The sequence below is a fragment of the Mycobacterium sp. UM_Kg1 genome (assembly GCF_000972925.1).
Lineage (GTDB): Bacteria > Actinomycetota > Actinomycetes > Mycobacteriales > Mycobacteriaceae > Mycobacterium > Mycobacterium hiberniae.
The window spans coordinates 1-12,778 of the sequence record NZ_JRMK01000115.1; the positions used below are offsets into that span (position 1 = coordinate 1).

13 protein-coding genes are annotated in these 12,778 nt (G+C 68.8%); 3 read left to right on the forward strand and 10 right to left on the reverse strand.

The annotated features are described in order from the left end of the window. Positions 1-1,194, reverse strand: a 1,194-nt coding sequence (locus LI92_RS16175; protein WP_046320585.1) for an MMPL family transporter, incomplete at its 3' end; no start/stop codon positions are given. Positions 1,195-1,360: 166 nt separating this feature from the next. Between LI92_RS16175 and LI92_RS16180 the strand changes: the two genes are divergently transcribed. Genes LI92_RS16180 through LI92_RS22430 form a run of 3 tightly spaced genes read left to right on the forward strand, consistent with a single transcriptional unit; the run spans position 1,361 to position 3,916 of the window. After that, complete coding sequence (locus LI92_RS16180; RefSeq protein WP_046320587.1) at positions 1,361-2,401, forward strand: type III polyketide synthase; 1,041 nt, start codon at positions 1,361-1,363, stop codon at positions 2,399-2,401. A gap of 1 nt (position 2,402) precedes the next feature. Continuing rightward, positions 2,403-2,903 carry an isoprenylcysteine carboxyl methyltransferase family protein gene (locus LI92_RS16185; protein WP_046320588.1) on the forward strand — a complete coding sequence of 167 codons (501 nt, stop codon included), beginning with the start codon at positions 2,403-2,405 and terminating at the stop codon, positions 2,901-2,903. Continuing rightward, the gene (locus LI92_RS22430) at positions 2,900-3,916 is read left to right on the forward strand and encodes an NAD(P)/FAD-dependent oxidoreductase (RefSeq protein WP_082109756.1); all 1,017 of its coding nucleotides are present in this window, start codon (positions 2,900-2,902) and stop codon (positions 3,914-3,916) included. Before LI92_RS16185 ends, LI92_RS22430 begins: the two co-directional genes overlap by 4 nt. On the opposite strand, the gene LI92_RS16190 is transcribed toward LI92_RS22430, so the two are convergent. The 9 genes from LI92_RS16190 to LI92_RS16230 form a co-directional block, all read right to left on the reverse strand. Beyond that, on the reverse strand, positions 3,801-4,952 hold the full coding sequence (locus LI92_RS16190) for an aminotransferase class I/II-fold pyridoxal phosphate-dependent enzyme (protein ID WP_046320590.1): 1,152 nt from the start codon (positions 4,950-4,952) through the stop codon (positions 3,801-3,803). The genes LI92_RS22430 and LI92_RS16190 overlap by 116 nt on opposite strands. Continuing rightward, positions 4,949-5,971, reverse strand: coding sequence for a 3-oxoacyl-ACP synthase III family protein (locus tag LI92_RS16195; protein ID WP_046320592.1), 1,023 nt, complete (start codon positions 5,969-5,971; stop codon positions 4,949-4,951). Before LI92_RS16195 ends, LI92_RS16190 begins: the two co-directional genes overlap by 4 nt. 7 nt (positions 5,972-5,978) lie before the next feature. Next, positions 5,979-6,644: a DUF8713 domain-containing protein gene (locus tag LI92_RS16200; RefSeq protein ID WP_046320594.1), complete on the reverse strand. Its 666-nt coding sequence runs from the start codon at positions 6,642-6,644 to the stop codon at positions 5,979-5,981. Further along, positions 6,622-8,361, reverse strand: a complete 1,740-nt coding sequence (locus tag LI92_RS16205) for a thiamine pyrophosphate-binding protein (protein WP_046320597.1) — start codon at positions 8,359-8,361, stop codon at positions 6,622-6,624. The genes LI92_RS16200 and LI92_RS16205 overlap by 23 nt, the downstream gene beginning before the upstream one ends. Positions 8,362-8,447: 86 nt before the next feature. Then, complete coding sequence (locus LI92_RS16210) at positions 8,448-9,149, reverse strand: anti-sigma factor family protein (RefSeq protein WP_046320598.1); 702 nt, start codon at positions 9,147-9,149, stop codon at positions 8,448-8,450. Further along, on the reverse strand, positions 9,146-9,679 hold the full coding sequence (locus LI92_RS16215) for a sigma-70 family RNA polymerase sigma factor (protein ID WP_082109758.1): 534 nt from the start codon (positions 9,677-9,679) through the stop codon (positions 9,146-9,148). The genes LI92_RS16210 and LI92_RS16215 overlap by 4 nt, the downstream gene beginning before the upstream one ends. A gap of 61 nt (positions 9,680-9,740) precedes the next feature. After that, positions 9,741-11,357, reverse strand: coding sequence for a carotenoid oxygenase family protein (locus LI92_RS16220; protein WP_082109757.1), 1,617 nt, complete (start codon positions 11,355-11,357; stop codon positions 9,741-9,743). Next, on the reverse strand, positions 11,354-11,620 hold the full coding sequence (locus LI92_RS16225; protein ID WP_052740821.1) for a sigma factor-like helix-turn-helix DNA-binding protein: 267 nt from the start codon (positions 11,618-11,620) through the stop codon (positions 11,354-11,356). The genes LI92_RS16220 and LI92_RS16225 overlap by 4 nt, the downstream gene beginning before the upstream one ends. A gap of 263 nt (positions 11,621-11,883) precedes the next feature. Next, a complete protein-coding gene (locus LI92_RS16230; protein WP_046320599.1) occupies positions 11,884-12,651 on the reverse strand; it encodes a chymotrypsin family serine protease in 768 nt (255 codons plus the stop codon). Positions 12,652-12,778 lie beyond the last annotated feature (127 nt).

Below are 12,778 nucleotides of genomic sequence, written 5' to 3' on the forward strand. Positions count from 1 at the left end.
TTTCACACCGAGGAACGGCGCCCCCACCGCCACCAGCAGCGCCACCACCGCAAGCCCGATCGGCACCGCGTGGCGGGCCACGAACGTGGTGGACCGATACCAGAACCCCTGCTCAACCGGCCGGGCGACGGGCGCCGGCCGGCGCAGCAGCCGGCGAATGGGTCGGCGCAGGTCCAGCGCATCGAGCCGGGTGCCCAGCAGCGCGATCGCCGCGGGGGTGATCACGATGGCGGCGATCGCCACGAACGCCACGGTCGCCACTCCGGCGTAGGCGAACGATTTGAGGAAGTACATCGGGAACAACGCCATGGCGGCCATCGACAGCGCCACGGTGATCGCCGAGAACAGCACGGTGCGGCCGGCGGTGGTCATGGTGCGGATCAGTGCGCGATCCGGTGCGACGCCCTCGGCCAGTTCGTCGCGGTAGCGGCTGATGATCAGCAGCGTGTAGTCGATCGCCAGCGCCAAACCCATCGCCGTGGTGAGGTTCATCGCGAAGATCGACACATCGGTGCTCAGCGAGATCAGCCGCAGCACCGCCATCGATCCCACGATCGCCAGCCCGCCGAGTGCCACCGGCAACGCCGCGGTCAACAGGCCCCCGAAAACCCACACCAGCACCGCGAAGCTCAACGGGATCGCGATCGATTCCATCAGCAGCAGGTCATGCTGATTCTGGTGATTGATCTGCGCGTAGACCATCGCGCCGCCGCCGGCACGAACGCTGACCCCGTCCCGGTCGTGGGCGACCTGGTCGGCCAGGGTGCGGGCGTACTTCTGGGCGTCGTTCTCGCCGCCGCGCAGATTGGCCACGATCATGCCGGCCGAACCGTCGGTGCTGATCAGCCGGGCGGCGGCCGACGGTGCATCGGTCCAGGGCGAGGTGACGTTGAAGACATGCGGCGACTCCCGCAGTTCGGCGGCGATCTCGGTGCCCACCGCGCGGACCTGCTCGCTGTGAACTCCCTGCGGGGAACTCACCAGGATCAGCAGTTGCTGGTCACTCTGGCCGAACTTGGCGGTCAGCAACGCGGTGGCCTGCGCAGACTCCGAACCCGGATCTTGGAACCCGCCCGCGGACAGGCTGTCGGCCACGGGGATTCCGAACACCGCGGCCGCGACCATCACCAGCCCGGCCAAGGCCAGAACACGACGTGGAGCGGCGAGGGCCAGCAGGGCTATTCGGTGCAGCAACCACGTGACCTTTCGCCGGGCCGGTCAACCGGAGATGCCGGCGCACCCCCACCGACAACATACGTAGTGGACGGTCTGAGCGTTCAACATTTGCCGGCTATCGGTCAAGATCGGCCGGGTACTGCGGGCGGTTGAACCGGGGCGTCGGCGGTGCCGTGACTTCGGCATGGACAACACACCGACCGTAGCCGCCGTCGCGGTGGAATTCCCTTCGCACCAACACCGTCAGGGGGAGGTGATGGCCGCCCTGTCGGACTTCGCCAGCCCGGACTTCCAGCGGTTCGCCACGCACAGTGGCGTCGCCACCCGGCAGTTGGCGCTGCCGCTGGGGCGCTATTCCAAGCTCAGCGGCTTCACCGAGGCCAACGACGAATACCTCGACATCGCACTCGAGCTCAGTGAGCGGGCGCTGCTGGCGGCGCTGGACCGCGCCGGCATCGCCCCCGCCGACGTCGATGTGGTGTTCTCCACGACGGTGACCGGATTATCGGTTCCCTCCCTGGAGGGGCGGCTGGTCAACCGGATCGGTCTTCGCTCCGACGTCAAACGAGTCCCGCTGTTCGGGCTGGGCTGCGTCGCCGGCGCGGCCGGCCTGGCCCGGGTCCACGACTACCTGCGTGCCTTTCCCGACCAGGTGGCGGCCCTGGTCGCCGTCGAACTGTGCTCGCTGACGGTGCAGCGCCAAGACCATTCCGTGGCAAACCTGGTTGCCGCCAGCCTGTTCGGCGACGGGGCCGCGGCGGTCATCGCGACCGGAGCCAGACGTGCCGGGCGCGGACCGCGGCTGGTGGCGACCCAGTCTCAGACTTACCCCGACACCGACGACATCCTGGGATGGAAGATCGGAAGTGAGGGCTTCAGCATCGTCTTGGGGGTGGAGATCGCCTCGGTCGTCGAAAAATACCTCGGGGAGAACGTCCGCGAATTCCTGGCGAACCACGGTCTGGTCAGCGACGATATCTCGACATGGATCGTGCATGCCGCCGGACCCAAGGTGATCGATGCGGTCGAGAATCTGCTGCATCTGGGTCCGGACGCCTTGACGCGTACCCGAAAGTCGCTGCACGACCACGGGAATCTGTCCTCGGTGTCCGTCCTGGACATCCTCGACGGCATCGAGTCCGACCCGCCGCCGCCGGGCTCTCGCGGACTGATGATCGCGATGGGGCCGGGCTTTTCGGCCGAACTCGTGCTGCTGGAGTGGTGACATGTACTACCTGTTGATTCTGGCGGTCGGGCTGGAGCGCCTGGTGGAACTGGCGGTGGCCAAGAACCACGCACGGTGGGCATTCGCCAACGGCGGCAAAGAATTCGGGAACCGGCACTATCCGGTGATGGTCGGCATCCATACGGCGCTGTTGCTCAGTTGTGTCGCCGAGGTGGCGCTGCTGCACCGGCCCTTCTTCCCCTGGCTGGGCTGGCCGATGTTCGCGGTGGCCGCCCTGAGCCAGGGACTGCGCTGGTGGTGCGTGACCACGCTCGGCCGGCGCTGGAACACCCGGGTGATCGTCATGCCCGGCAGCCCGTTGGTGCATGGCGGCCCGTACCGCTGGATCCGGCACCCCAACTATGTTGCCGTGGTAGTCGAGGGCCTGGCACTACCGTTGATCCATACCGCGTGGCTGACCGCGCTCTGGTTCGGCCTGGCAAACGCCGCGGTGTTGTTGGAGCGGATTCGGGTGGAGAACGTGGCATTGGGGTATCGATGACCGGCTTCGACACCGACCTGCTGATCGTCGGCGGCGGGCCGGGTGGACTTGCCGCAGCGCTGTGCGCCCGCCAGCGGGGACTTTCGGTGATCGTCGCCGATCCTCGGGCCAGCCCCATCGACAAGGCCTGCGGGGAGGGATTGATGCCGGGCGGGCTGGAGGTGCTCACCTCGCTCGGGGTGGATCCAGAAGGGATGCCTCTGCGCGGCATCACCTACCTCGACGGGCAGCGACGGGCCGAGGCCCCGTTCCGCAACGGTCCGGGCCGCGGCGTGCGCCGCACCACGCTGCACGCTGCGCTGACCGATCAGGCCAAGTGCCGCGACGTCGACTGGATCAGCGCCCGCATCGGCGACGTCGTTCAAGACGCCACGGGAGTCACCGCGGGCGGCGTCCGAGCCCGGTGGCTGATCGCCGCCGACGGACTGCACTCCACCGTGCGCCGCGCCGTCGGGATCTCCTGTAGCGCCGGCACGCCCCGGCGCTACGGACTGCGGTGGCACTACCGGGTTCCGGCGTGGTCGGAATCCGTCGAGGTGTACTGGTCACGCTGGGGAGAGGCCTACGTGACGCCGGTCGATCCCGACTTGGTGGGGGTGGCCGTATTGTCGGCGCACCGCCCCCAGCTGGACTGGTTTCCGCGCCTGGCGGCCCGCCTCGGTGCTGCCCCGCACGGCCCCGCCCGGGGCTGCGGTCCGATGCGGCAAGTGGTTTCGCGCCGGGTCGCCGGCCGGGTACTGCTGGTCGGCGACGCGGCCGGCTATGAGGATGCGCTCACCGGCGAGGGCATCAGCCTGGCCGTCAAGCAGGCCGCCGCGGCAATCGCCGCGATCATCGACGACCGCCCGGATGCTTACGAGCACTCCTGGCGCTCGATCACCCGCCGGTATCGCCTGCTCACCCGGGGGCTGGTGCTGGCCGGTGCATGGCAGCCGGCCCGACGGGCATTGGTTCCCGCATGTTGCGCACTGCCGAGCGTGTTCGACCGCGCGGTGCACCTGCTGGCCCACTGAGGGCCCGCTGCACCGCGGCCAGCACCCGCAGCGTCGACCCCCGAGAACCGACCGTGATGCGCACCGCACCGTCTGGATAACCGCGGACCCGCAGACCGCTGCCGCTCAAGGCCTCGCTCCAGGACCGCTCCGTGGCCGGCAGGTACACGAAGTTGGCGTGGGAATCGGTGGTGCGGGCGCCTGCTGCGTGCAACCGGGCCCGCAGATAGCTGCGCTCGGCGACGATCCGGGCGATGCGCTGCTCCAACTGCGCTGCGGCCGCATACGACGCGGCCACCGCCTCGGTGCATCCGGCGCCGGTGCCGAACGGCAGCTGCGTCGCCCACAGCAGGCCGGCCGGCGCCGGCGCCGCCAGCGCGTAGCCGATCCGGAGCCCGGCCAGACCGTAGGCCTTGGAGAAGGTCCGCAACACGACCACATTCGGAAACCGCGCGATGAGACGCGGCACGTCGATGCGCAGGCCGGGGGAGACGAATTCGATGTACGCCTCGTCGAGCACCACGATGGTGTCGGCGGGCACGTTCGCCACCAGCCGTTCGACCTCGGCGACGGGCTCCAAGGTGCCGGTCGGATTGTGCGGCCGGCACACCACGACCATCCGCGCCTGCTGGGCGGCGTGTGCCATGGCGAGCAGGTCATGATGGCCGTCGCCGTCGAGCGGAATGTCGACCACGTCCAGACCGGCCATGCGCGCAAACGCGGGAAACCCGTCAAATGTCGGCGTGCTCAACACGATTCGCTCGCCGGGGGCCGCGAACGTCTGAAACACCCGCAGGGCCAGCCCGGACGCTCCGGAACCGATGGCCACGTTCTCCTCGCCCACCCGCGCGTGGTCGGCGATCAGGCGGCGCAGCCGCAAGGGCAGAAAGTCCGGATAGCGGTTGGCCGCGCCCATGCGGTCGACCAGTGCCGCCCGCACCGCCGGCAGCGGCGGCAGCGGGCTCTCGTTGAGCGCCAACGCGAAAGGGTCGACGGCTGACGGGCCCGCGTCGTCGCAGTGCGCGATCAATGAATCCGCGTGCGCCGCCGACGTCATCGTGGCGGTCCGCCCCAGCGGATCGCGGCCGCACCGGCGAAATCACCGGCGTGCGCGAAGCCGGCCATCACCACCAGCTCGCCCGGTGACACCCGCCGTTGGGAAATCGCGCGATCGAGGTTGATCGGGATACCGGCGCCGAACAGGTTGCCGTACTGATCGAAGGTGTCCACATGGCGCGCTTCGGGCACTTCGAGGGCTTCGCGCCAATTGCGCAGAAAAACCCGGTTGGGCTGATTGGTGACCAGCAGGCCGATATCGGCGGCGGACACTCCCATGCGGTGACAGACCGCCAGGGCGACCTCGGGCACCTGCCGGTTTCCGCGCGCGAGCACCTTGGTGATCTTGTCGTCGGTGAATCCGATGTAGCCGGCCCCCGGGCCGGGTTGCCACCACTTGCGGTACGGGTCGACGGCGTAGGTCATATCGCCGGCGTACTGCCCGTAGGTTCGGCATTCGACGTCGAGGATCGGCGAGTGATCCGAGCGGGTCACCAGCCCGACAGCTGCGCCGTCGCCGGGCACCGAGGCCTGCGGCTTTCCGCGCACGGCGGGTTGATCGAACACCTGGCCGGCGGCGTTCTGGGCGATGGCGATCAACGCCGTGCGCCCCGCGCCGGCCGCCAGCAGTCGGCGTGCGACGTTGAGGGCCAGGATGAAGGCGGCGCAGCCACCGTTGTGCAGATCCAGCACGGTGGTGGGGTGCATCCCCAATCGGTGGGCGATACCGCCGCCGGCGCCGCAGAACGGGATGTCGGGCAACTGAGTGTGCGTGATCAAGACGTCGACGTTCTCGACGGCGTCGCGGCCGTGGCGCTCGATGATGCCCTGTGCCGCCTGCTCGATCATGTCGGCCGCGGTCTCGTCGGTTGCCACGTGGTGGCGGAACTTGGGTGCACGGAACATCAGGTTGTCGCGCAAGGTATCGGACTCGGCGAACTGCGCGTAGTAGTCGGCGCTGATGGGCTCGCCCGGAAGATAGCTGGAGACGTCGGTCAGGCTGACGGTGGATTCGTTCATGATCGACTCACCGCATCCAGAACGGGGTGATCGGCAGGCCGTTGCGGTGCCGGTATTCGGCGATCGCCTTCAAGTTCTTCAGTTCCAGCAGATGGCCGGCGCCGAACATGTCCCAGAAGTCGCCCACCCACACCGGGCGCTGCGGTGGCGCGGTGTCCGGATAGGGGTTGTGGTCGTAGAACGGGTGGTGGCAATTGGTCCACAGCACAACCGATCCGGGCTTGTTGAGCACGACTTGGGCGTCGATGACGCGCATCAGGTAGATCATCCAGAGATGGTCGGGCTGGTCCCAGGCGCAGTGGTAGTCCACGGTACGGGCTTGCCGGTTGGACACCGTGCGGGTGTAGATCTTGGTCTCCGAACCCAGGCGGTCGTAGGCGAGCCAGAGTCCGGTGTCGTCGGCCGGGGTGAAGCCGCGCAGGCTGTAGGTCCACTCTTCCAAACAGCGGGTGTCGGAAAGGTATTCGAACAGTTCGTCGGGCGGACAGTCGATGTAGTCGTTGACGGTGCAGTAGTCGCCGAAGACCGCGTCGTGCGGGTAGACCGAGTGCATCATCTCCATGATGATCGGGGTGGCGATCTCCCGGGGGCTGGTCTCGACGCGGACCAGGCCGTCGATGGGCCCCGGTGCGCCGGTGTGAACGCTGATATCAGCGAGTGCTGGCAACGACATTGCAGTGATCCTCCTGGTGGGTGGTTACTTCGCCGTTGTGGCGGAGAGCGGTGTCGGGCTTGGCCGAGGGGGCAAGGAACGGGGCGAACGGGGGTATCTCGTCGGCGGCGCACTCGACGCTGATCACCGACGGCCCGTTGCGGTCCAACGCCAGTGCTACCGCCTTCTCGAACGCGCCGGCGTCGGCTGCGTCGACGGCGGTGAGGCCCGGCAACATCGAGGCCAGACCGGCGCCGAGGTGGCTGGGAGTGAAGCGGTTGTAGCTGTAGCGGCCGTCGTAGAAAAGCTGCTCGCGGGTGACGCACATGGCGTGCGCGTTGTTGTTCAACAGCACGAACAGGATCGGAAGGCGGTATTGGACGGCGGTGTGAATCTCCATCCCGTGCATGAAGAACGCGCCGTCTCCGGCGATCACCACGGTGCGCCGGCCGCGGCCCAGTGCCGTGCCGATACCGGCGCCGAAGCTGTAGCCCATGCCGCCCATACCGAGTGCGGCCAGGTAGCGACCGCCGCGGCGCGGCGGCAGGTAGTGGATCGCGGCCGCACCGGTGTTGCCGGCATCGACGACGATGTCGGTGCCGTCGGGCAGCGTGCGGTCCAGCACGGCCATCGCATCCCGATAGCGCACCCCTGGGCCGGTGTAGGGCGGGGGAGTCAGCGCGGTGCGCGGCACCGTCTCGGGTACGCGTAGCCACCGCGGACGCCCGGCGCCGGAGAGTTCCCGGCAGATGGCCCGCAGCGATGTGCGAAGGTCGGCTGTCTGCACGTGTGTGCACGGCAGGTAGGGCGCCGCGGAACCGATCGACAGGGTGCGCACGGCGCTCAGAGCCTCATCGAGGCCGGCGCGGGCGGTCAGCGACAACCGGGTTCCCACCACCAGGCACACCGCGCTGGCGTGCAGGGTCTTGACGACTGACGGGTGGCCCATGACGCCTGCCACGCCCAGTGCTGAGGAGGCTCCCAGACCCGTTGTGCCGGAGACATCCTTGGCGTCCGGGACGCACACCACCCGGGCCCGCAGCAGTGCCCGCAGGTTCTCGAGCTCGGCGCGGGCGTCGTCGCGGGCCACCTGCTCGCCGGCGATGATCGTGACCGGCCCGTGGGCATTGCGCAGCGCCCGCAGGATCGGATGCGGGTCGCCGATGACGCGAAGATCGCCGCCGTGGTAGGTGCCGGAGGTCGGAATCGTGATGATTGCCTGCTGAACATCCTTGGGCAGCAGTAGTACTGCGGGCCCGCCGCTGCGTGCGGCGGCGACCGCGCGAGGTAGGGCAGCCAGGATGTGTTCGGGGTCGGTCACCCGCTCGCAGAAGACCGATACCGCTGAGAACAAGGCGTGCGCGTCGAGCGCGCCGTTGCGGCCGCTGGTGTCTTGAAAACTGCCCCGGCCGTCCAACGTGCTGGGCGCCTGGCCCACCAGCGCCAGCACCGGTACCCGGCTGGCCAGGGATTCACCCAGACCGGCAACAAGGTTCAGTGCGCCGCCGCCCGATGTGGCGGCCACCACGCCGAGTCCCGCGCCGCTGCGGCTGTAGCCATCGGCCATGGTTGCCGCGGAGAACTCATGCTTGGCGAGCACCGCGGTGATACCGGGCAGGAAATACGCTGCGTCGTAAAGGTCTTCGATATTCGCGCCGTCGACGCCGAAGATGTGACCGACTCCCATGGCCGCCAACTGGGCGACGATGTGATCGACCACGGTAGCAATCCTGGACATCTGCCCGCCTAACTCGTGACGATGCCATTGACACGGATTGCGGCGGGCTTTGGTTCAGGAGCCATCGCTTGACGGCTCGGCGCGAGCTACAGCGTGCGCTCCAGCAAGACCTTGCCGTCAACGGCCGAAACCACTTGAACCGAAGCGATTTGATCCGAGGGTGTCGAGATGCTGCCCGCCGGTGTGGCGGTGTGCCCCGGTTCGGCGACCCAGGTCGCCAGCCGGGTCTGGCTGCCGTCGCGTCCCACCACCACCAACGCCAGGGTGTCGTGATGGGCGTTCACCGGTGCCAGGCAGACACAGCTCAAGTCGATGTAGCTGCCCCAGGAGTTGTCGGTGACGACGACCGTGCTGGCCAGCGCCGTCGTGCCGACCTGCGCCATGGGCACCGCATCGTGATGAGGTGACGTGGTGGTGGTGTCGACGCCGATCAGCACACCGATGCCCAGGACGGCCGCCGCGGCAGCCGACGCCGACCACGTCACCAGCCGGGTGCGGCGGCGACGCCGGCGCACCTCGGTGAGCAGAGCCGGCAGCAGAGTGGCCGGGGGCGGTTGCGCGCCACCGGAGGCATCCATCGGGGCCACACCGTCGTCGCCGAGCTGCGAGAGCAGGGCGGGCACGCCGCTGATCTCGGCGACGGCCTCGCGGCACTGCGCGCACCCGGCGAGGTGCGCTTCGAATTCTCGACGATCGGCCGGTGACAACGACCCGAGTACGTAGGCGGCATCCCACAGCGCGTAAGGGTGCTCGCCGTCGGCCGGGGCGAATTCTCGTGGCGTGGTCATCGTGTCACCCCCATCTCCTGCAGGGCGAGTCGTAGAGCCCGCACCGCATAGTGCAGACGTGATTTCACCGTTCCCTCAGCGATCCCGAGGTTCTCGGCGATCTGGCCCGTACTCCATCCACGGTAATAGGAGCGCTCGATCACCGCGCGGTGTTCGTCGGACAGACGGGTCATCGCGTCGCCGATCAGCATCCGGTCCAAGGCGTTGTCCACCTCGTCGCGCGTGGCCTGCTCGGGGGCGGTCGTCTCGTCGAGCGATGCGACGACGTGACGGTGCCGCGCGCTGCGCTGCTCGTCGATGATCATGTTGCGGGCCACGGTGCACAGCCAGGCCCGAGGTGAGCGTTCGGCGTCGCCGATGACTTCCGGGTGTTGCCAGGCACGCAGCAGGGTCTCCTGCACGACGTCTTCGGCGCGGCTGGCGTCGCCGGTCAGGCGCAGTGCGTAGCGCCACAACACCGCGGCGTGCTCCTCGTAGAGCCCGCGTATCAGCGCGGCTTCGTGGTCCGACGGAATACCGGTCCGAGGCAAGCTGATCACCTCCTGCCCAATGACACGGTGTGGGTGCTCATCCGGTTCATGTTGTGGCACCTCAGTCCGGAATCCAGCTCCCGTGAAAGCCGTGCGGCACGCGCCGCGGCAGTCGTACCCGGGCGACCGGCGGGGCGTCGAAGTCCGACGCGTTGAGGATCACCAGGTCGCTGGACTCGCGCACCGGACTGTAGACGTAGCTCAGATACCAGCCGGCCGACTCGTCCCGCTGGCCCGGTAGCGGTGCGAACACCGCCTCATCAGGCGCGCCCGCCATGCCGTTGACGCCGAACCGGTGCACCTGCGCGCTGTCGCGGACCAGGTCGTAGCGGACCAGGCCCTGCGTGCTGACCGCGACGGCGTAGCGGGCGTCGGCGCCGACGCGGCGGTCGTCCACGCGGGGAAACTCGATGTCGCGGTCGTCGAGCTGGACCTCGTGGACCACACCCGCGTCCACGTCGATCGTCCAGCGCCACAGCGCGGCGGTGGTCGCAAAATCGCTGCTGCCGCGCCACAGTTCGGGGGAGCGGACCACATGCAGCACGATCTCGTTGCCGCGCTGCGATTCCACGTCGAACGCGTTGGCGACATGGAAGACGTAGCACGGGTCGATGTCGAACCAGCGGACCGGACCGAACGGGTCATCGCGGCGCAACACGCCGATGCGGGCGCCGTAGGTGTCGTCCCAGCGGTACGGCAGATCACGCTCGATGGGCCCGGTGAGCGCGACCCGCGGGTTGAACACCAACGGCAGGTCCAGGAACACCACATGCTGCGCGGTCAGCGCGAAGTCATGCATCAGGGTCAGGCCGGGGACCTCGATGGGCCGGCGAATCTGCACGGTGCCGTCGGCGCCGGCCCGGTAATAGTTGATGTGCGGCCGGGTCAGATCGCCGTAGCCGAAGAAGTGCAGTTCGCCGGTGGCGGGACAGACTTTGGGGTGCGGGGCCATCGAATCGACCAGTTGGCCGCCGAAGTCGTAGGCACCCACGGTGTCCAACTCGTGGGTGATCTCATAGGGCAACGCAGTGTCCATCAGCGCCAGGGTCTTGCCGGCGTGCTGGATCACGTGCGTGTTGGCCGCGCTGGCCCGCAGATTGCGGCTGCCGTCGTCGTTGAGCAGCGGGACCCGGCGTTCGAAGCTGTCGGTGCGCACCCAGCGGTTGCGATACCAGGCGGCCCGGCCGTTCTCCAGCCGAACCCCGTGCACCATGCCGTCCCCGGTGCACCAGTGCCCGCCCGCGGTACGCGGGTTGGGGCCGTTTCGCAGATACCAGCCGTTCAGTTCGGGCGGAATGCTTCCCTCGACCGTCAGGTCGAAGGCGGTGAGCTCGTCGGGAACCGGGCCGTAGTTGCCGGGCCGGAAGACCGGGAACACCGTTTCCGGCGGCTGCAGGACCGCTACCGGAGCCGCGGAATCCCGCTGATCCGCCACGCTGTGGACCACGTGGGTGCGCGCGGTCGGGATACCTGCGCCGTGGTGCCGGACCGGGGCGGTGAAGTCCTCGCCATCGAGCAGGGACAGCACCGCCGGCAAGTCGGACAGGGTGCTGACGGCTTCCTGACACAACACGCATCGCGCCAGGTGCGTCTCGAACGCGCGACGGTCGGAGACCGTGAGGGACCCCAGCACGTAGGCGGCATCCCACGTGCTGAACTTCTGGTGCGACGTGGTCATAGCACCGTTCCCATGTCTCGCAGTGTCCGTTGCAGGCTCCGCAGGGCGTAGTGCAGCTGGGCTTTCACGCTGCTTTCGGCGATCTCCAGATCGACCGCGATCTGGTCGGTGCTCCAGCCGTCGTAGACGGCACGCCGCAGCAGGGCCCGGTGTTCGGCGGACAGGTGCGCCAGCGCCGCGGCGACCCGGGAACGGCGCGCCGCCACGCCGGCGGGTGTGGCGGCGGAGGCACTGCGCAGGCGGGCGCGATCGTCGGTGGTCATGGCACGGCGGCCCCGGTCTCAGCGGCCCGGCCGCACCGCAGCGCCCGGCCGCGGCTTCCCGCGGGCGGACGACGATCTTCTGCTGGTTTTCTTCTGTCCATGCACCAGCCTCCCGGAGGTGACACGGGGCAGCGTCGCGTCCGGTTCACCATCCGAGCGGATGGCAGCCGCGCTGCGGCCGTTGACTCAAGTGTGGCGCGCGCGGGCCGGCGAGGCTAGGAGCCGGCGAGCAGCTGACGGCGCCGAAAATTCCGGTCGGTCGGCTACGTCGACGAGGTGACCAGCGTCAGCTGCCAGGCCTCCAGCCACGGCTTGATGAGCTGCGCGACCGACGACTCGTTCGGCGCTTCACAGGCCGCTTCGGGATCCTCGTCGTCGGACACCACGGTCAGGATGCCGACCGCTTCGGCGGTGCCGTCGGGCCGCATCCGAAACGCGGGGCCGCCGGCATCGCCGCAGGTGCCGGCCGCGGTGAACCGGACCCTGTCCTTTTCTGCCGAGGCCACCGGGCCGCACAGCGGCTCGCCGCTGCGGCTTCCCAGATGGCACACCATGTCGCCGACTTCGACCCGCTCGGCCAGGCCGCTCACCGGCAGGCCGTCGATCTCCGAGGTCAGCGGAATCTTGCCCGGGTCATTCAGGGTGATCAGACCGATGTTGTTGCCGGTCCTGGCGTCGTAGACGCTTTCGGCGAAGGTGCCGACCGTGGGGTACAGGGCGCCGTGGTGGATGGACACCGCGCCGCTCCCGCCGGGGGTGTTGCAGTGTCCCGCCGACAGCAGCCCCGGCTGGCCGGTTTTGGTCTGCACCAGGAAGCCCGCGGTGCAGCTGGTGGCCTCCGAGCTGCCGTCGGCGGTGACATTGATTCCGACACCGGGACCGAGGGCCTCCGCGGGAGGGAGCGGGATGAGCTGTCGCACCGGCTGGGCGCGGGTGGACCACACGATGCCCGCCAAGACGGCGAAGGCGAGGGCCGCGAAGCCCAGGCGTGTGAGGAGGGTTTTGGGTGGGAGTCGTCGAAAGGCAGCCACTTAGGCGAGGGTACCGAGGGTGGGGCGGGTGTGGGGGTGGGGAGATTTCGCGGTGGGTGAACAGGGGGGTGGATCCCGCCTCGCAGGTACTCGGCATTCGGTACTAGGACGCCGCGCCGAATGTCGA